Raw genomic sequence first — 17340 nt, 5'->3', positions numbered from 1 at the left:
GGCCGGACGCGAAAGTGTCCGGCCTTTTTTACAGGGGCAATAAGGCAGGTTTACGCCGGTTTGCTGCCGGAAAGCTCGGTGGTTCTTCTGACGGCGGTCATCACGCTGCGCTGTAATCCGGCGGCGAAATCGCTGTTATTCAGCTCGTATAATCCGTTAATGCCGACACCGGCCGGTGAGTTGTTGATGTCCATCAGCTGGCGCGGATGCAGCCCGCTGGTTTTCAGCATTTCCACGCCACCAATAAGATTTTCCCACACCACTTTGCTGGCCTGCGGACGCGACAACCCGCTCAGCACGCCTGCGTCGGTGAGCGATTCGATAAAGTAATACACGTAATTCACCCCGGCGACGGCAAAGCCGGTGAATATGTCGATCAGCCGTTCTTCGAGCAGCATCACCTTGCCGAAACTTTCCAGAAACGGCATCAGCGGTTCCGGCTTAACGTGCGCGTTAAACACCACGCCGCTGTAGCCAAAACCGGTGTCCGTCAGGGTATTCGGAATGGTGCGGACAATCGGGCGCGTCGTACCAAACTGCGCACCCAGCCGTTCGAGCGTGACACCGGCAATGATCGAAATCACCGTGGCCTGTGGCGATGCATACTGGCAAATGTGCCGCGCAACGCCGTCGATATCATCCTGCGGGCGGACGCCAATCACGATGTAATCCGCCGCCGCCAGCGCTTCGCTGTCGTTAAGCGCCGACGTCAGCTGATACCGGTCACGCAGCGTGGCAATACGCCCGTCGTCGATATCCGCAAGGGTAATCTGGCTGGCGGAAACAGCACCGCGTTTCTGGGCCGCGCGGATAATCGCTTCGGCCATCTGACCGGCTCCGACAAAATGAATCTGGCTCATGGTTGACTCCGTAAAGGTGAAAAGAGTGAGAGAATTATTCCTTCAACGATCTTTCCACCAGCGTCGACCAAATGCCGATGCCCAGCGGGATCAGATCATCATTAAAATCGAAATGTGCGTTGTGCAGCGAAGCGGAAGGCTCTGCGCCGTCGGCACCCAGCCAGAAGTAAGCGCCGGGACATCGCTCGAGCAAATACGCAAAATCTTCTGCCGCCATCGACGGCGGATTGTTGAAATGTACTTTCGTGACGCCCGGTGAATGTTCAGCGGCTTCACGCACAATTTCTGCCTGCGCCGGATGGTTTTTCGTCACCGGATAACCGAATTCCCAGCGAACTTCGCCTCTGACGCCAAACGGCAGCGGCACGGCTTTGACGTATTCTTCAATCAGCCGCCAGCAGGAAATGCGCGTTTCATTACTCTGGCAGCGCAACGTGCCGGACATGTGCAGCGTTTCCGGGATCACGTTGATCGCCTCGCCCGCCTGCACCTGCGTCAGGCTGATCACCGTTTGTTCCAGCGGCGACAGGCGGCGTGAAATCAGGCTTTGCAGCGATAAAATCAGTTGTGCACCAGCCACGACCGGATCAGCGCCCAGTTCGGGCATTGCCGCATGGCAGCCTTTGCCGGTGAGCGTGATGTAGAAATTGTCCTGCGACGCCATCATCGGCCCCTGACTGACTGCGACTTCGCCAACCGGCAGGCCGGGCCAGTTATGCAGCGCGTACACTTCCTGCATCGGGAAGCGTTCAAACAATCCTTCGTTAACCATCATCTGGCCGCCCCCGGCGTTTTCTTCCGCAGGCTGGAAAATGAAATGTACCGTGCCGCGAAACTGGCGGTTTTCGCTCAGATGACGTGCCGCACCGAGCAAAATGGCCGAGTGACCGTCGTGGCCGCAGGCGTGCATCAGGCCGGGGTTTTGCGAGACGTGTTCAAAACTGTTGAGTTCCTGGATCGGCAGCGCATCGATATCCGCGCGCAGGCCAATCGACGGCCCTTCGCCGTTGCGCAGGGTGGCGACAATGCCGGTTCCGGCGATTCCGGTGTGGACTTCAAGACCGAAAGACCGCAGCAGTTCACTGATTTTTTGGGCAGTATGATGTTCATTCAGGCCCAGTTCTGGCCGGGTGTGGAATTCACGGCGCAGCTGCTTTGCCTGATCGATAATGTGTTGAGAAATGACAGCCATAGATCCTCTGTGGTGATCTGTATTGATGTGCAGGGTTTTTATAATGTCCTGAAGCGGCGTTACAACGCCTGTTTTTTTCCGAAGTAAATGCGTGCCAGACCTTCTTTTGTCACTTCCACTGCGTTTTCAGAACTCAGTGAAACATGGCGTTCAATCAGTTGTGCGCCCTTTTCAATATCGCGATGGCGCAGCGCAGCAATGATCCCGACGTGTTCTTCATAGGCGTTGATCCGACGGCCGGGCGTTTCCAGATCGATACGGCGGAAAAAGCGGATCAGCGAATTCAGGCTGTCGAGCATTTCGTACAGCCGGGCATTGCGCGAGATGCGGGCGATTTCCATGTGGAAGTGTTCGTCGGCTTTGGCGATTTCCGACCAGTCGGTGATTTCGCTGGCGTCGGGTTGTGTCTCGCTGACATTTTCCCAGATAGCGGCGGTTGCAGCGATTTCTTCATCAGTGGCGCGCTGGCAGGCAAAGCGGAACGTCGCCTGTTCAATCACCATGCGCACTTCATACAGCTCGCGTACGCCTTCCGGCGTGATATCGCGGGCATAAAATCCGCGGTTCGGCACGAAACTCATGAAACCGTCTTTGGAAAGGCGGTTCAGCGCCTCACGTACCGGCGTTCTGGAGACGCCAAGCTGGCCCGCCAGCTCGACTTCGTTGACCCGTTCGCCGGGGCGGAAGTGGTAATCAATCGCCAGCAGTTTTACTTTTTCGTAAACCTTCTCGACGCTGTCTGCGCTGCGGGACTTTTTTTTGGGAACAATCACTGAACCTCCGGCTCTGCTTAATTTTTTTCTTTTAATTTTTGTTTACGTCAATTTTAAAACTGAAGCAGAAATTAAAGACATCGATGTGGATTTAATTGATAGCACAGCAATAAAGTCGGCTCAACACAAGATTGCATACACTTTTGCACTCACTTCTACAAATCACTATTTATCATAAGCTTATTCACTATAGAATATTTAGCCCTTTGTTATTTCCGAATTAAAAAAAGGATTGCACTGTTGCAGTGCGGTTATTGCTCCAAAAAAGTGAATATATACATTCCGTTTAGAACCGCGGTTTAGCGAACGGCAAAAATAATGACCTTATCTGATTTACTTTTTAATTTTTTACCGCGCACGTTCCCTCTGTTTTTCATCGTTATTTGATCTCCCCGTGCTCATTTTCCTGCCAGATGGCACTGCAAAATTGTTCACATGGCACAGAACTTGCCTTTGAACATAAGTGTATGCACTTGTTTATTCACTTCTGAGTGCATTGCTTTGCGTCACCCAGGGAAATCACACGACAACCGCTTCGCCCGATCAGGGCAAAAGGCTGCCGGTCCGACTCCAACTGCTTCTGTGGGCTTATCAAAAAGCCGGAGAACCATAATGAAAACTCGCTTTCGCCGTACTGTTGTTTTGTCTGCGCTGACCAGCGTGACGTTGCTGGGCGCTGTTCATCCCGCATTTGCGGATATTAAGCTTGGCGCGATTTTGCCGTTAACCGGCACCAGCGCCAGCATTGGTGAAGATCAGCGTCGCGGCATGGAACTCGCCGTGGAAGACCTCAATGCCAAAGGCGGCGTCGCCGGGCAAAAACTGGATGTGGTGGTGGAAGACTCGGCGGGCAGCCCGGTGACCGGGCTGAATGCGGTCAGAAAATTAACGCAGGTGGATAACGTGCCGCTGGTAATTGGCGATTTCTCTTCCAGCGTGACCATTCCCATCGGCCAGTATCTGGTGAAGAACAATCTGGTTCACATCAACATTTCCGGCACCAGCGCGGATGTGCGCAAAATCGGTAAAACGTCTTACAGCGTGATCGGCCTCGATGATCTTTCGGCGCGTTTTTCTGCCGATGACGTCTGGAAACTCGGCTATCACAAGGTGGCTTTTATCGCGCCGGACGGGGCGTACGGTCAGGGAATGGCGCAGCAGTTTACACAGGCGTTTGAAAAACTCGGCGGAAAAGTGGTCGCCAAAGTGCTGTACACCAGCGGCCAGCCGTCATACCGCCGCGAGCTGGAACAGATTTCACGTTCCAAACCCGATGCTTACGTCTATACCAGCTACGGCCAGGACGCGATTGTGCTAAACCGCGAATCCTCCGCGCTCGGTCTGGGCAAAACACCGTGGTACGGCATGTATCTGACGATGGCGATTGCGGATTCTCCGGCGCAATTCACCAACGGCCAAATCGGTATGGAAGTCTCCGGCATGGCGCAGAAAACCGGCGGGCAAAGCTACAGCGAGCATTATCAGCAGCGTTTCCACGAGAAACCGCGCTCCGTTTACGGCAGCTATGCCTATGACAGCGTGATGCTGGCGGCAGCGGCCATCGGCAAGGCGCACAGCGCCAGCCCGGCGGCGTTAGTGGACGCCATGAAAACCGTCGCACCGCAGTTTACCGGCATCACCGGCACCCTGAATCTGGACGCCGACAATCAGCGTCAGACCCAACCGTACCTGAAAGTGAAAGCGCTCAACGGCGAACCGGTGGCGCGATAACGCGACCGTTTCCTTCTGCCCCTTTGTTCAGGAAAGCATCATGTTTCAGTTTATTGTTGATACGTTAATCCGGACCGCTGATTTGTCTCTGGTCGCCCTCGGGCTGAGTCTGGTCTACGGTATGGTGCGGTTTGCCAATATTGCGCACGTTCAGTACGCCATGGTCGGGGCTTTCCTGACCGCCAGCGGGATGAAAATGGGCATGCCTTTTTCGCTGGCGGTGCTGTTCTCTGCCCTTTCGTGCGGCATTTTCGCGGTGCTTTTACATCACTGGGTGTTTCAGCGGCTGGTCAGCGCAGGCCCGGCGAATGCCATGATTGGCTCTCTCGCCGTGTCGATGGTGATGATTGCGCTGATGCTCGGCGTCGAAGGATCGGCGCCCGTCAGCTATAACCTGCCGGTGGGTGATATCTGGCAATGGGGCGACACGCGGGTTTCCACCGACGAACTGATGAGCCTCGGCGCAACCGTCGCCATTATTGCGATTTTCAGCGTCCTGCTGTTTTTCACGCCACAAGGGCGATCCGTGCGTGCGCTGGCCAGCAACCGTGAACTGGCGGCCGCTTCCGGCCTGAACGCTAACGCCATCATTCATACCGTCAATATGGTTGCCGGGATGATCGCCGCCACCGGCGGTTCACTGATCGCCATAAACAGCAGCGCGTACATCAACCAGGGCAACGATCTGATGCTGCCGGTGCTGGCCGCCGCCATTCTCGGCGGGCTGGGCAATCCGATGGGCGCGATTTTTGGCGCGCTGCTGATTGCCGTCACCGAAACGCTGGTCACCAATATCGACTGGGGCGTGTTTTATGGTACGGAAGGCGTGTTCATGCCGACCACCTGGATCAACGCCGCGTCGTTTGTGATTTTACTGCTGGCGTTGCTGTTGCGCCCGTATGGTCTGTTCAACCGGGAGGTGCGCCGTGTCTGAGTTCCTGCTCCATATTTTCTGCATTGCCGGGATCTACGCGATGATTGCGCTGGCGTTAAATCTTCAGGCGGGCTACGCCGGTTTGCTCAATTTCGGCCATATCGCGTTTGTCGGTATTGGCGCGTATGCCATCGGGATCGGCAGTCAGTTTTCACTGTCTTTATGGCTGGTGATCCCGGCGGGCATTTTGCTTTCGACGGGCGTAGCCGCCGCGATGGCGCTGCTCGGGCGTCAGCTTTCCGCCGATTACTGGGGCATTGCCACGCTGGCACTGGCGGAAATCATCCGCATTGCGGTGATCAATGAAGAGTCGCTGACCGGCGGCGGTCAGGGGATCGGCAACATTACCGCGCCGTGGTCCACCGGATCCGGGGCGCATGACGTCGGCATTTTCACACTGATTATCGTGCTGTGTATCGCCGCGTGTACGTTGATTTCCCTGCGTTTAGGCCGCAGCCGGTTCGGGCGGGCACTGCGTCTGATGCGCGAACAGCCGCAACTGGCGATGTGCATGGGCTATTCGCTGCTGTGGCTGAAATGCCGGGCGCTGATGTGCAGTGCGGTAATGTGCGCAGTCGCCGGGATGTTGCTGGCCTGGTACACCAACTATGTCAGCCCGGATTATCTGCTTTCCTCCGAAACCTTCCTCATCTGGAGCATGGTGATGATCGGCGGTATCGGTAACGTGCGCGGCGTGCTGGCCGGTGTGCTGGTGGTGGAAGGGTTGTACAACTTTATTCCGTTCGCCAAAGACTGGCTGCACATGAGCTCGGACCTGACCGGCGCGTTGCGACTGGGGCTGGTCGGGCTGGTGATGCTGACAGGCTTACTGCTCAGGCCGGGCGGTATTCTGCCGGAAAAACTGAGGATCCTGCCATGACACATTTACTGAGCGTGAACGGGATAAGCAAAGCGTTTGGCGGAAATCAGGTACTGAAATCCGTCACTTTCGACCTGCAAAAAGGCGAGATTCTGGGGCTGCTCGGGCCGAACGGTTCGGGAAAAAGTACGCTGCTGAACGCCATTTCCGGCTTTACCGCCGTGGACAGCGGCACCGTGACCGTCGGCGACAAACGCATCGATAAAATGCCGCCGCACAAGATTATCAGCGCCGGTATTGCGCGGACGTTTCAGCTTCCGGCGATGCCCGCAAAAATGACCGTAATGGAAGTGGTGATGACCGCTGGCACCCGCCATCACGGGCTGTGGGACGGTCTGCTGTCGCTGCCTTCCGGGCGGCAGGCGGAAAAAGAAGATCATCAGAAAGCCAGCGGATTGCTCGAGACTTTATTGCTCACCAAAGTGCGGGATTTACCGGCGGCGGCACTCTCCGGCGGGCAGAAGAAATTGCTCGGCATTGCCTGCGCGCTGATGGGTGATCCGGCCATTCTGATGCTCGACGAACCGATGGCGGGCGTGCATCCCAACCTGCGGCAGGAACTGGCCGAAACGCTGAAAACCCTGAGCCGCACGGGCATTTCGCTGATTATCATCGAGCATGATATGCATTTTATAAAATCGCTGTGCGAACGCTGCATCGTGTTAGATCGCGGGCACATTGTCGCCAGTTGTCACCCGGATGAGTTGTCGAAAAATCAGGACGTCGTCGATGCATATCTTGGCCGCGGAAGCCGCGCCCTGAAGGAGGCCGTATGATCAGACTCAATGACGTCGTGGCCGGTTATACGCCGGGCGTCGATATTTTACAGGGCATTTCCCTGACGGTGTCGCAGGCCGAGATCGTCACGCTGCTCGGGCCGAACGGCTGCGGCAAATCGACGCTGCTCAAATGTATCGCCGGGTTTCTGACGCCGCGCCGGGGCGAGGTTCGCCTGAATGGCGAAGAGACGGGCGGCATTCCGATTCACCGGAAAGTACGCGAGTGCTCACTGGGTTTCGTTCCACAACTCGATAACGTGTTTAACAACCTGAGCGTCGCGGAAAACCTGCAAACCGGCGGGCAGTTTCTGCCCCCCGCCAAACGCAAGCGGCGCATGGAACAGCTTTGTGAGTTGTATCCGCTGCTGCGCAAAAAGTGGCAGGCACCGGCCTCGGCGTTGTCCGGCGGTGAACGCCAGATCCTGGCACTGACCCGGGCGCTGATGCCCGAACCGGCAATTTTGTTGCTCGATGAACCGTCCGCGGGGCTGTCACCCAAAATGCTCGACGAAGTGTTCAGCGCCATTCAGACCATCCGTCAGCTGGAGAAAGTCACCATTCTGATGGTGGAGCAAAATGCGATGGAAGCCCTGCAACTCTCCGACCGCGCTTATATTCTGGCGCTCGGCAAGGTGGCGCTGACCGGCAATGCCCGCGATTTGCTCGACGATCCGCGCATGAGCGAACTTTATTTCGGAGGCCGCACGGTTTAAGCCATGTCTTCATTCTTTTATTTCTTACGATTTACAGCCGGGAGGGCGCGTTATGTCTGAGTTAATCCCCGTGGTTGATCATGCGGTGATCAACGTCGATGACCATCTGGATGACGCGCAGGCGCTGTTTGTCCGCATGGGATTTCAGTTGTCCGAACGCGGACATCATTCGATGGGATCGAGCAATCATCTGGCCATTTTTGGTGAAAACTATCTGGAACTGCTGGGCTACGAGCCGGAGGTTTCCGGTAAAACGGCGGCACCGAAAGGCCTGTGGCAACCGCCGTCAGGGCTGGCCGGGCTGGTCTGGAAAACACAGGATGCGGACGCCACTTATCAGCATTTGCAAAACCGTCGGCTCGACGGCGAACCGCCGACGGCATTTTTCCGTCCGGTGACGCTGCCAGACGGACGTGCGATGGAAGCGCGTTTTCGTATCACGCGGATTAACAGCCAGCGCATTCCCAACGGGTTCAGCTTTTTCTGCCAGCACCTGACGCCCGATGCCGTCTGGCAACCCGAATGGCAGCAGCATCCGAATGGCGTGCAGGATCTGAGCGGTTTTGTGATTGTGGCAAACGCCCCGGAAAGCGCCGCGCAGGTGTATTCGCAGTTGTTCGGGCCGGAATATGCCCTGCAGCAAACCGGCGAGGGATATTATCTGCAGGGTGGCAAAACTGCGCTGAGGATTCTGAACCCGACTCAGTTACAGCGCGATGGTTTCACCCTGCCCGATGATTACAACGGGGAACCGCGCATGTGCGCGCTGGAATTCACAGTGTCTTCGCTGTCGCGGACGCGGGCGTGTCTGGAAAAAGGTGACGTCTGTTTCAGCGACATCAACAACGCACTTATTGTTTCGCCGGTTCATGCCGGGAATGTGGCGTTACGTTTTCGGGAATAATTTCAAGGCGCAGGGTTTACGCTCTGCGCCCTTTTCTGCATTTTCAGAATTTGCCCAGGTTTTTCCGCAACATTCAGTTGTGCTTGAATGAAAAACGTCCCTGAAATCGTACTTTTATTGCGCGCAATGGTTATTCAGAATCGCTAAGTTATATTGCCATGCTGCCCCGTCTGAAATTTGCCTTAATGCAGATTTTTATCTCTATCAATATTAAAACCTTCCTTCCACATAAAAATTACATTTATATTAATTCAACAATAAAATTAACGTTTATTCTTATTTCCCACTGCACTTCGATGTTTTGTAATTTAAATATTTCTGGTGAGTAACAAAAAATACCGGCATAGTCATTGAGTCATGGAATACGCATACAATAATCTGGAAATAAAAAATACACACCGCCGTAACAACATAATAACGACAGTTATAATAATTTTAAGCGTTCCAGAGGTTCTTCTATGCGCGTAAACATGCCAGTGACACAACGGGAATATGGGTTAGATCCTGATACTACCTTAATGTCCACCACGGATATCAACAGCCGGATTATTTATGCCAACTCCGCGTTTATTAATGTCAGCGGATTCTCCGAAGACGAGTTGATCTTCAAACCCCACAATATCGTCCGCCACCCGGACATGCCGGTGGAAGCCTTTGCCGACATGTGGTTTACCCTGCAACAGGGCGACAGCTGGACCGGGCTGGTGAAGAACCGCCGTAAAAACGGTGACCACTATTGGGTACGCGCCAACGTCACGCCGGTTCATCATCAGGATAAACTGACAGGTTATATTTCCGTGCGCAATAAACCCGATGAGCAGGAAATTAAAGCGGCGGAAGCACTGTACAAGTTAGTCAAAGATAAAAACGCCGGAACCCGGAAATTTTATAAAGGCCTGGTGGTCAGAACCGGTTTATTTTCACTCTTTTCGGTATTACAAAAATTGCCGGTGAGCTGGCGTTTACGCTTGCCGTTATTTATCGCCGGTCTTTTCCCGTTGTTATTTTCGCTGACGGGGGTTAGCCAGACATGGATGGCTATTTCCACGATTATCCTTTTACTGCTGGCCGATCTCTTTCTGCAAACACAAATTCGCAATCCGATAAAAACAATTCTGACGCAGGCACAGCAGGTGGTGTCCGGGAAAAAAGCGGATTCCGTGCATTTTAACCGCGTCGATGAAATTGGTTTACTGATGCGCTCGGTTAATCAGTTTGGCCTGAACCTGCATTCGCTGGTGGAAGATGTCGGCACGCAGGTTGGCGGCATTACAAATATCAGCAACCTGATGTCGAAAAACAGCACCGCACTCAGCGCACGTACCGAAGAAACGGCGGCCAATCTTCAGCAGACCGCCGCCGCGATTGAAGAAATCTCCGGTGCCGTCGGGCAAAGTGCCGACACCGTCATTCAGGCCAGCAAACTGGCGGACAGCGCCGCTTCCGTGGCGAAGAAAGGTGGCGAAATCATGCAGGAAACCATCGGCATGATGCAGTCTATTTCGCAGGCCAGTAACAAAGTCGTGGACATTATTTCCGTCATCGACGGCATTGCCTTCCAGACCAACATTCTGGCGCTCAATGCGGCCGTCGAAGCCGCCCGTGCCGGAACCGAAGGTCGCGGTTTTGCGGTGGTCGCCGCCGAAGTGCGCGTGCTGGCACAGCGTTCGGCGACCGCCGCCAAAGAAATCAAAACGCTGATCGAGGCCAATATGCACAGCGTTGAGACCGGCGGGCACATGGTAGAAAGCGCCGGTAAACAGATCAGCGAAATCATCAGTGAAGTGGTGCAAATGTCCGGCCTGATTAAAGAGATCAGCCATGCTACTCACGAACAAACATCGGCGCTTTCACTGATTAATACGTCACTGGCACAGATTGAAACCATGACGCAAAACAACGCCGAGATGGTCGCGCAATCCTCAGAATCGGCTGAAACGCTGAACTATCAGGCCACCCGGCTGAAAAGCGCCATCGACGTATACGGCGGGCAGATGACGAAAATGGAGAGCCGTTCAGCACCGCTGACCGGGTTTGAGAAAGTCGCGGTCAGTTAAGGAATATTCAGAAGCTCGTTTTGCCCGCGCCAGAAACCGGGGGTACAACCGTATTCATTCTGAAAATGACGAATGAAATGGGCGCAGTCACTGAACCCCATACGCAGGCCGATATCGGTGATAGTTTCCTGCGTATTGTTCAGCAACCAGCGCGCGTAACGCAGTTTTGCACTGCGGATAAAATCTCTCGGGCTTTGCCCCAGTTCGGCCGTAAACAAACGGTTGAGCTGCCGGGCGCTGAGATTAACCTGGTGCGCAAGCCACGCCGTGCTCAGCGGCCGCGCCAGATATTGTTCAATCAGCATGACGGCCTGCCGCAGACGCGGGTCAGTAATCAGGGAAAGATTCGCCGGTCGCGAAACGGCGGCGGTACGAAATTCATCATAACCCAGCGATAAACGGTGGCTGGTTTTTGCCGCTGTTTCTTCACCCGCGTGCTGACGGATCAGTTCAGTCGCCAGCGTGAGGGTCGAAATACCGCCCGGACAGGTCAGCACGCTCCCCTCATCGATAAAATCAAACCCTTCTTCCGCGCAAACGCCGGGAAACCTTTTGCGAAATTCTTCACTGTGAAAAGGATGCACCGACGCACGACGGCCATTCAGTAAACCTTTTTTCGCTAAAATAAAACTGCCGGTGCCAATTCCGACGACCGGCACATTGGCCTGATGCGCCTGAGTGATGTAATTAAGATCGTCCGCATGACCGCGCGGCAAACATTTCAACGTTCCGCCAATAATGACCAGATAATCATACTTTTCAGGGGAATGATGCGCCCTGCCGGGTTTCACGCTGATACCGGTATTACTGATCACCGGCATCTCCGGTTTGGTGCTGATAATACTCAGCAGACAGTGCATTTTATTTCCGGAATGCGCGGCATAACGCATGGCATCCATCATGCCTGATAACGCCAGCAGCGGAAATTCCGGCCACAATATTAATCCAATGTGTAATTCCCCCCTCAAAGGCGGAATACTTTGGTCCGCAAGAGAAGAAACAGCATGACCTGATACGCCGGATTCATATGCGGATACGGAAGAAATAGCGACAGGCTTTTTCATTAACGTTCCCTTTTATTTGTAGAGGGGAATTATAACGGCTAATTAATAACCCATTATCTCAACACACCCTCAACGGTATAAACCCTCACGTTGTCTTAACCCCAAAACCTTCCCGTTTCAAACCAGAGATTTAACGTTAATCATACAAGTGCAGACCTGCACTTCACATTTCCTGAGTTTTCTTCACTAACATGACGTTACACTGAAATCCTATTATGACCCGGCAAATGAGCCATTAGTGCTTAGTGCATCACTTTCTGATGTTTGTTTTGAGATTCAAATGCACGTTCTGAACGTCTTCTGTACCGCAACGGAACGGCCAAAAGCAGGCTTCATGCGGCGGGTAAACGCAATACAACCGGGTTCTGAGGCGGGATAAACGCCCAAGCCCCCTCGTCATCCATCAGGAGAAATTATGAATAATCGCTTAATTTGCCTGGAAGGCACTCTTGATTTTAAAGAAGAAATCCGAACACAGTCGATTAATATCGTCTCTTTCCGTCAGGGGCAGCAAATTACCATCAGTCATGAGCGGCTTCCGGCGGGACGGACTTTTGCACAACAACTGTCGGTGCAGCTCGACGCTGCACAAAAGGATTTTAATCAGTTTAGCTTTGTTAAAATGGACGAACTGAATGAAGGCGATATGTTTGCCGATACCATTCAGATCATATTTACCTTTATCACCGGTACAGGGCAGAAAGTGTGGCAGGTCACATTTGCGTCTTGTCTCAATGGCAACGAAATCATTAATTTCACTTCTGTATATCCTGATAAAGAAAGCATGAGAAAAGAAATTTCACGACTACGTCATTGCGTAACGCACTTCGTAGTATCAACAGATGCTTAAAATTCAATAAACGAGACCCAGTAACCTCTGCCGCTCAATAAAAGGTACGGGTAATCTTGCATAACTCATTTTTGATCCCCGCTCTTAATCTTCTTCGATACTCTTACACACATAGATAGGAATAGTATCTATCATAAACAGGTAGCTGTTATTTTTCTGCTGAACAATACGCATATAAATACTTTTATCCGGATACACAAAAAAATCCGGTTCATGGATACCCAGCCAGGCATCATCCACATTATCATCCGGAAATTTAAGGTTACTCTTTGACGTCATAAAATAGACATCGCCTTCTTTTTGCATCGTGAAGGATATTTTACGGTTGAAGACTTTTTCCGGATTAGCCTGTGAACGTCCGTTAATACTGATAAGCCCGGATGTGCCGCGAACGGTATAACTCAGGGAAACATCCACGTTGTCATGAGTATAACGCTGAGACAAACTGGCGGCGCAGGAAAAATTATCCAGCGTGCTGCTGTGCCAGAAAGAATAAATAAGCACCGCGACAACCCCTGCCCCGCCACAGGGAACAGGATCTTGGCCTTACGGGTGAACTTCATTTATTTATCCTCAAAGAAATAATCAGAAATGCAGGTATTCGGTTCAGTCATCGGTTTATCACATCGGATAACCGACGTTCTCGGCAGTAACGGTAAATGGCTGATGTAAACCCAGGGATAACTATTGCAACCGTCGGCAATCTGTTTGCTGCGCGCGAGCGCATTCGCGCGGGCTTCCGGCGAAATGATGCCGTCCGACAGAAAAATATGGCAACCCTGCGTGGTTTTCAGAAAGTGATAGTGCGAAAAGAACTGGCCGTCGTCGTTGCTGCGCAAAGCCAGAATGCCTGCGCCCAGCAATATCACCGCAACCAACGCGCTGACGCCGCCGATCATCCACTGACGGCGCGAGCACCGCCTGACCGGTTTGGATTCTGTTGCCGCGACCTCAGCCGGTTCAGCGGGCGGATCGGGCAACGCAGCGGCCGGTTTCTCCACCGGTCGCGCAGGCTGCGGAATATCGTCTTCCTGTACAACGGCTTCATGCACGCCTTCTTGTTGCTGAAGGGTTTTCAACTCATGCGTCAGGGAATGTTCATCGATAAAGTGCGCATTATCATGGCTGACTTCCACCTGCTGTTCCGTGGTCAGTTTTCTGATGTGCGTGCCGCTGGCCAGCGTTAAGCCGATGCGCGGGATGGTAACGACCGGATCGTCGGTCAGGCCGATTTTTTTTAATCCTTTACGCAGAATAGAAATGTTTTGATAGAAGGTATTGGAGGACACACGCATTCCGCGCGCTGCCCAAACGATATCCAGGAATTCGTGCTGGGTAACAATGCTCCCGGTTCTTTCAATCAGCAACAGTAAACAACGTCCCGCCGGTGAATTTAATACGACAACATGATCAGGGTCGTTAAGATCACGCAACGTACTGGTGGCAGGGTGAAATTCAACAACCCCGTTAATAATGTAATGATTATGCATACGTGTAGATAAAAACTCCGTGAATGCGCTGTGGGTACTCCATGAGTACTCCCTGGGTGAATAGCCGGCGGATAAACGCCCTGTCCCTTAATTAACCCTTAAGCCGGATAAGCAGAAATGAGAAGAACTCACTCAGTCGTAATGTGACGTATAAACTAAATAATGTATATCGGCGTCACTGGCGATTTATCTCATTTTTTATGACACACATTTTCGCCAGTCCTTAACCTGATACAGAGGGATAAATACATTTCCTTACGTCTTCCTCATTAAAGGCAGGTTTATATTGCCGCATTCTGTCGCACAGAACTTTTCATAAGGTGTGATTTTTTATGAAGTTAACCTTTACAGGCTCCTGTGCTTTTATGATCCGGCTATTAAAAAACCCCGCATTATTATTACTTACGTTCAGAAAGAGATAACAAAAATCACGATCTTTCGCATTTATACTTTCGACGAAATTCACGAAAACCCGCACCTTGACATTTACAAACCCTGACATTGGACGCCATTGAATACAGCAGACACGGATGTCCGCCCCGTTATGCCCTTAATGTTTTTCAGAAATCAAAGAACCCAGTCAGCATGCGGCCTCAGCACCTTAAATGCGCGTAATAACGTTTATTGATTGCGGGCTAAAAAGTAAGAATTTTCTCGCCAACGGTGAGTTTCTGTCAGTGATCAGGCAAATACCCTGACAAACCGCTTTCTGGTTTTTACAAATCATTAATAAACTGCACAGTACACTTAAGATTGTTCTGTATGATTATTCTCATACCGGAAAGGAAGAGAGCATTATAAGAAGGAGGATCTCGCACATCGCCAACCTGTATGAACATGAGCTACTCCTTAATAGTAAAAATGAGTACGCAACCTTTATGGTTAAGATATTTCCACGGATAACTCCGACCTATTTTTACGAAGAATGACGCTTTTTGTTGCAGGCTCACATTTTTCAGCGGGTCAGAGCATCTGAAAATTAACATAAGGTGAGATTTATTCAGAGGATCACTCCGAAAAATCGCCTATCATAAGCGAATAAATCCTATTTTCAGCCGGATTAATCATGTTGTTGATCGTTTATTAAAAGATATTACATTAGCATTACCAATCGAGGGGATATTATGGATAGCATATTTGAACCCGGGGGAATCACGGATATTGCATTAATGGGAGATGACCACTACGCCCGGAAGGGAATAGCCTCTTTATTGCAAATCATGGGTTCTAAATTAAGGATAAAAGCCTCTGTTCGTGATTATCAAGTTCTTGATATGGTTTTAGAAAAAACACGAATAGACCTCGTATTTCTCTCGGAACCTGAAAAATGTAACGCGGGCTTCGACACGTTAAAGTTTATTAAAAAAATCAAACTTAATCATCCGCATATGATTATTTGCATGTACTCAGTGCATACCAGCTCATTGTTATGGGTACGCGGAGATGTTGATGCTTTTATTTCACTGAAAGAGCCCATGTATAACTGGCATGCAAACATTATGAAATTGGTGGATTCACGTTACCGGCCAAAATCAAAACCTGCTGCGTTATCCCTGACGCCCATAGAGTGGAAAGTATTGAAAGAATTAAGAAATGGTCATGACTTACGCCGCATTGCGGCAACGGAAAAACTCTCTTATCGCCGGGTTAGTGCATTAAAAAGCTCGGCGACAAGAAAACTCGGGCTCAGGAATAAGACAGATCTGCTGATTTTTCTAACCAGTTAATTCTGCCGTATTAAGAGCAACACTTAGCAATACTTAAAAATGGAAATTTAAAGATGAAATCACACGTTACTCATTCATTAATCGCTAAATCACTGATGGCCGCCACGCTGGTTTTCGCCGGTCAGGCCATGGCAGTCGATGAAACTCCGGTTCCGGTTGTCGTCGACGGGGGCACCGTGAACTTCAACGGCAGCGTCGTGACCGCCGCCTGTGCGCTGGGCAGCAACAGCGCCAACATTGATGTCGATATGGGTCAGGTGCGTACTGCCTCTCTGGCCACTGCGGGCAGCGTAGCCAGCACTTCAAAGAGCTTCTCTATCGTGCTGGAAGATTGCGACAGCACCGTTTCCACCACCGCAGCCGTGACCTTCACCGGTACCGCTGACGCCAACGACAGCTCAAGCCTGGCGGCGGGTTCTAACGGCGGCACCGGTACGGCGCAAAACGTGGCCATCCGTCTTTATGACGAAAAAGGCACCGTGGTAAACCTGGGCGAAGCCTCCAGCGCAACGGCCCTGCGTAACGGCGAAAACACCCTGAACTTCAGCGCGAAATACTATTCGCCAAAAGGGACGGCGACCGCCGGTGATGCCAGCGCAGTCGCCACTTACACCCTGACCTATCTGTAATCTTTAGTCTTTCATTAACGCGGTCCGGCCGGATGGCCGGACCTGATTCACCGCAAAAGGGAATTGCTATGCACAAGTTAGCTTCTTATGTCGTACTGGCCGCGTCGTTAACCACATCAGCCGTTTATGCCGGAGGTGTAGGTTTAGGCGCAACGCGCATGGTGTATTCCGCCACCGCCACACAATCCTCAATGGATGTCAGAAATACCAGCAAGGATTCGCCGTTTCTTATTCAGTCGTGGGTAGAAAATGAATCCGGCAACCGGACCAATGATTTTGTTATCACGCCGCCGTTATATGTTTTAAAAGCCTCAACGGAAAGCGTGGTGAAAGTGATATTTAACGGAAAAAACCTTCCGGGAGATCGCGAGACACTGTACTGGTTAACCGTAAAAGCCATTCCGCAGGATGCAAAGCAGGCCTCCGGAAATACCTTGCAGTTCGCTTCCGCTAACCGGATTAAAGTGTTTTATCGCCCTGAAGGGCTGAATGAAAATGTGAATGACGCCTGGAAACGCGTCCGGGGGGAATTCCGTCAGGGAAAAATCCAGCTCAATAATCCGACGCCTTATTATCTGACCACGGTGAATTTAAAAGTGGACGGTAAAGCCGTGAAACCGGTGATGATCCCGCCGAAAGGCAGCGTCACGCTGGAAGAATCGTTCGCCAGCTCCCGCGAGTTCAGCTACCAGACGATTAACGATTTCGGGGCCTGGACACCGGCGATGACGTATCCGTTAGTGAAGTAATCCGCAGC

At 51.9% G+C, this 17340-nt stretch carries 17 protein-coding genes; 11 read left to right on the top strand and 6 right to left on the bottom strand.

The annotated features are described in order from the left end of the window. Positions 1 to 50 precede the first annotated feature (50 nt). From BV494_RS00230 to BV494_RS00220, 3 genes are read right to left on the bottom strand one after another with little or no spacing between them, the layout of a single operon-like run. Complete coding sequence (locus tag BV494_RS00230; RefSeq protein ID WP_104921029.1) at positions 51 to 860, bottom strand: pyrroline-5-carboxylate reductase family protein; 810 nt, start codon at positions 858 to 860, stop codon at positions 51 to 53. 34 nt (positions 861 to 894) lie between these two features. Then, positions 895 to 2052, bottom strand: coding sequence for a M20 aminoacylase family protein (locus BV494_RS00225; protein WP_104921028.1), 1158 nt, complete (start codon positions 2050 to 2052; stop codon positions 895 to 897). 59 nt (positions 2053 to 2111) lie between these two features. Further along, positions 2112 to 2825 (bottom strand): GntR family transcriptional regulator, encoded by a 714-nt coding sequence (locus BV494_RS00220; RefSeq protein WP_104921027.1) that lies wholly within the window; start codon positions 2823 to 2825, stop codon positions 2112 to 2114. A gap of 612 nt (positions 2826 to 3437) precedes the next feature. On the opposite strand from BV494_RS00220, the gene BV494_RS00215 reads away from it, so the two are divergent. The 7 genes from BV494_RS00215 (at position 3438) to BV494_RS00185 (ending at position 10823) form a co-directional block, all read left to right on the top strand. Next, positions 3438 to 4556, top strand: a complete 1119-nt coding sequence (locus BV494_RS00215; RefSeq protein ID WP_104921026.1) for an ABC transporter substrate-binding protein — start codon at positions 3438 to 3440, stop codon at positions 4554 to 4556. Between the two features lie 40 nt (positions 4557 to 4596). Continuing rightward, the gene (locus BV494_RS00210; protein ID WP_104921025.1) at positions 4597 to 5490 is read left to right on the top strand and encodes a branched-chain amino acid ABC transporter permease; all 894 of its coding nucleotides are present in this window, start codon (positions 4597 to 4599) and stop codon (positions 5488 to 5490) included. Further along, complete coding sequence (locus tag BV494_RS00205; protein WP_104921024.1) at positions 5483 to 6370, top strand: branched-chain amino acid ABC transporter permease; 888 nt, start codon at positions 5483 to 5485, stop codon at positions 6368 to 6370. Before BV494_RS00210 ends, BV494_RS00205 begins: the two co-directional genes overlap by 8 nt. Then, positions 6367 to 7146, top strand: coding sequence for an ABC transporter ATP-binding protein (locus BV494_RS00200; protein ID WP_104921023.1), 780 nt, complete (start codon positions 6367 to 6369; stop codon positions 7144 to 7146). The genes BV494_RS00205 and BV494_RS00200 overlap by 4 nt, the downstream gene beginning before the upstream one ends. Next, on the top strand, positions 7143 to 7862 hold the full coding sequence (locus BV494_RS00195; protein ID WP_104921022.1) for an ABC transporter ATP-binding protein: 720 nt from the start codon (positions 7143 to 7145) through the stop codon (positions 7860 to 7862). The genes BV494_RS00200 and BV494_RS00195 overlap by 4 nt, the downstream gene beginning before the upstream one ends. Positions 7863 to 7914: 52 nt before the next feature. Further along, the gene (locus BV494_RS00190) at positions 7915 to 8766 is read left to right on the top strand and encodes a VOC family protein (RefSeq protein ID WP_104921021.1); all 852 of its coding nucleotides are present in this window, start codon (positions 7915 to 7917) and stop codon (positions 8764 to 8766) included. A 458-nt stretch (positions 8767 to 9224) separates the two neighbouring features. Next, positions 9225 to 10823 carry a methyl-accepting chemotaxis protein gene (locus BV494_RS00185; protein ID WP_104921020.1) on the top strand — a complete coding sequence of 533 codons (1599 nt, stop codon included), beginning with the start codon at positions 9225 to 9227 and terminating at the stop codon, positions 10821 to 10823. Here BV494_RS00185 and BV494_RS00180 read toward each other — a convergent pair. Beyond that, a complete protein-coding gene (locus BV494_RS00180) occupies positions 10820 to 11761 on the bottom strand; it encodes a GlxA family transcriptional regulator (protein WP_226789998.1) in 942 nt (313 codons plus the stop codon). The two genes, BV494_RS00185 and BV494_RS00180, sit on opposite strands and share 4 nt — an antisense overlap. A gap of 541 nt (positions 11762 to 12302) precedes the next feature. Here BV494_RS00180 and BV494_RS00175 point away from each other — a divergent pair. Beyond that, positions 12303 to 12737, top strand: coding sequence for a DcrB-related protein (locus BV494_RS00175; RefSeq protein WP_104921019.1), 435 nt, complete (start codon positions 12303 to 12305; stop codon positions 12735 to 12737). Between the two features lie 84 nt (positions 12738 to 12821). On the opposite strand, the gene BV494_RS00170 is transcribed toward BV494_RS00175, so the two are convergent. Both BV494_RS00170 and BV494_RS00165 read right to left on the bottom strand, forming a co-directional pair. Beyond that, a complete protein-coding gene (locus BV494_RS00170; RefSeq protein WP_104921018.1) occupies positions 12822 to 13241 on the bottom strand; it encodes a YqeJ family protein in 420 nt (139 codons plus the stop codon). Positions 13242 to 13300: 59 nt separating this feature from the next. Continuing rightward, positions 13301 to 14227: a winged helix-turn-helix domain-containing protein gene (locus BV494_RS00165; protein WP_104921017.1), complete on the bottom strand. Its 927-nt coding sequence runs from the start codon at positions 14225 to 14227 to the stop codon at positions 13301 to 13303. A 1124-nt stretch (positions 14228 to 15351) separates the two neighbouring features. Between BV494_RS00165 and BV494_RS00160 the strand changes: the two genes are divergently transcribed. The 3 genes from BV494_RS00160 (at position 15352) to BV494_RS00150 (ending at position 17332) form a co-directional block, all read left to right on the top strand. Beyond that, positions 15352 to 15954, top strand: a complete 603-nt coding sequence (locus BV494_RS00160; RefSeq protein WP_226789997.1) for a helix-turn-helix transcriptional regulator — start codon at positions 15352 to 15354, stop codon at positions 15952 to 15954. Positions 15955 to 16007: 53 nt separating this feature from the next. Further along, positions 16008 to 16583, top strand: coding sequence for a fimbrial protein (locus BV494_RS00155; RefSeq protein ID WP_104921016.1), 576 nt, complete (start codon positions 16008 to 16010; stop codon positions 16581 to 16583). A 68-nt stretch (positions 16584 to 16651) separates the two neighbouring features. Further along, positions 16652 to 17332 carry a fimbrial biogenesis chaperone gene (locus BV494_RS00150; protein ID WP_104921015.1) on the top strand — a complete coding sequence of 227 codons (681 nt, stop codon included), beginning with the start codon at positions 16652 to 16654 and terminating at the stop codon, positions 17330 to 17332. Positions 17333 to 17340: the final 8 nt, after the last annotated feature.

The organism is Rahnella sikkimica (assembly GCF_002951615.1).
Lineage (GTDB): Bacteria > Pseudomonadota > Gammaproteobacteria > Enterobacterales > Enterobacteriaceae > Rahnella > Rahnella sikkimica.
The sequence above is the reverse complement of the archived record's forward strand: the minus strand, read 5'-3'. Positions and strand labels throughout refer to the sequence as shown.

What these genes read in the sequence shown, in the direction of transcription:
- BV494_RS00230 (WP_104921029.1), bottom strand. Translation starts at nt 860, where the DNA reads ATGAGCCAGATTCATTTTGTCGGAGCCGGTCAGATGGCCGAAGCGATT.
- BV494_RS00210 (WP_104921025.1), top strand. Translation starts at nt 4,597, where the DNA reads ATGTTTCAGTTTATTGTTGATACGTTAATCCGGACCGCTGATTTGTCT.
- BV494_RS00195 (WP_104921022.1), top strand. Translation starts at nt 7,143, where the DNA reads ATGATCAGACTCAATGACGTCGTGGCCGGTTATACGCCGGGCGTCGAT.
- BV494_RS00155 (WP_104921016.1), top strand. Translation starts at nt 16,008, where the DNA reads ATGAAATCACACGTTACTCATTCATTAATCGCTAAATCACTGATGGCC.
- BV494_RS00185 (WP_104921020.1), top strand. Translation starts at nt 9,225, where the DNA reads ATGCGCGTAAACATGCCAGTGACACAACGGGAATATGGGTTAGATCCT.
- BV494_RS00160 (WP_226789997.1), top strand. Translation starts at nt 15,352, where the DNA reads ATGGATAGCATATTTGAACCCGGGGGAATCACGGATATTGCATTAATG.
- BV494_RS00165 (WP_104921017.1), bottom strand. Translation starts at nt 14,227, where the DNA reads ATGCATAATCATTACATTATTAACGGGGTTGTTGAATTTCACCCTGCC.
- BV494_RS00215 (WP_104921026.1), top strand. Translation starts at nt 3,438, where the DNA reads ATGAAAACTCGCTTTCGCCGTACTGTTGTTTTGTCTGCGCTGACCAGC.
- BV494_RS00175 (WP_104921019.1), top strand. Translation starts at nt 12,303, where the DNA reads ATGAATAATCGCTTAATTTGCCTGGAAGGCACTCTTGATTTTAAAGAA.
- BV494_RS00225 (WP_104921028.1), bottom strand. Translation starts at nt 2,052, where the DNA reads ATGGCTGTCATTTCTCAACACATTATCGATCAGGCAAAGCAGCTGCGC.
- BV494_RS00200 (WP_104921023.1), top strand. Translation starts at nt 6,367, where the DNA reads ATGACACATTTACTGAGCGTGAACGGGATAAGCAAAGCGTTTGGCGGA.
- BV494_RS00190 (WP_104921021.1), top strand. Translation starts at nt 7,915, where the DNA reads ATGTCTGAGTTAATCCCCGTGGTTGATCATGCGGTGATCAACGTCGAT.
- BV494_RS00150 (WP_104921015.1), top strand. Translation starts at nt 16,652, where the DNA reads ATGCACAAGTTAGCTTCTTATGTCGTACTGGCCGCGTCGTTAACCACA.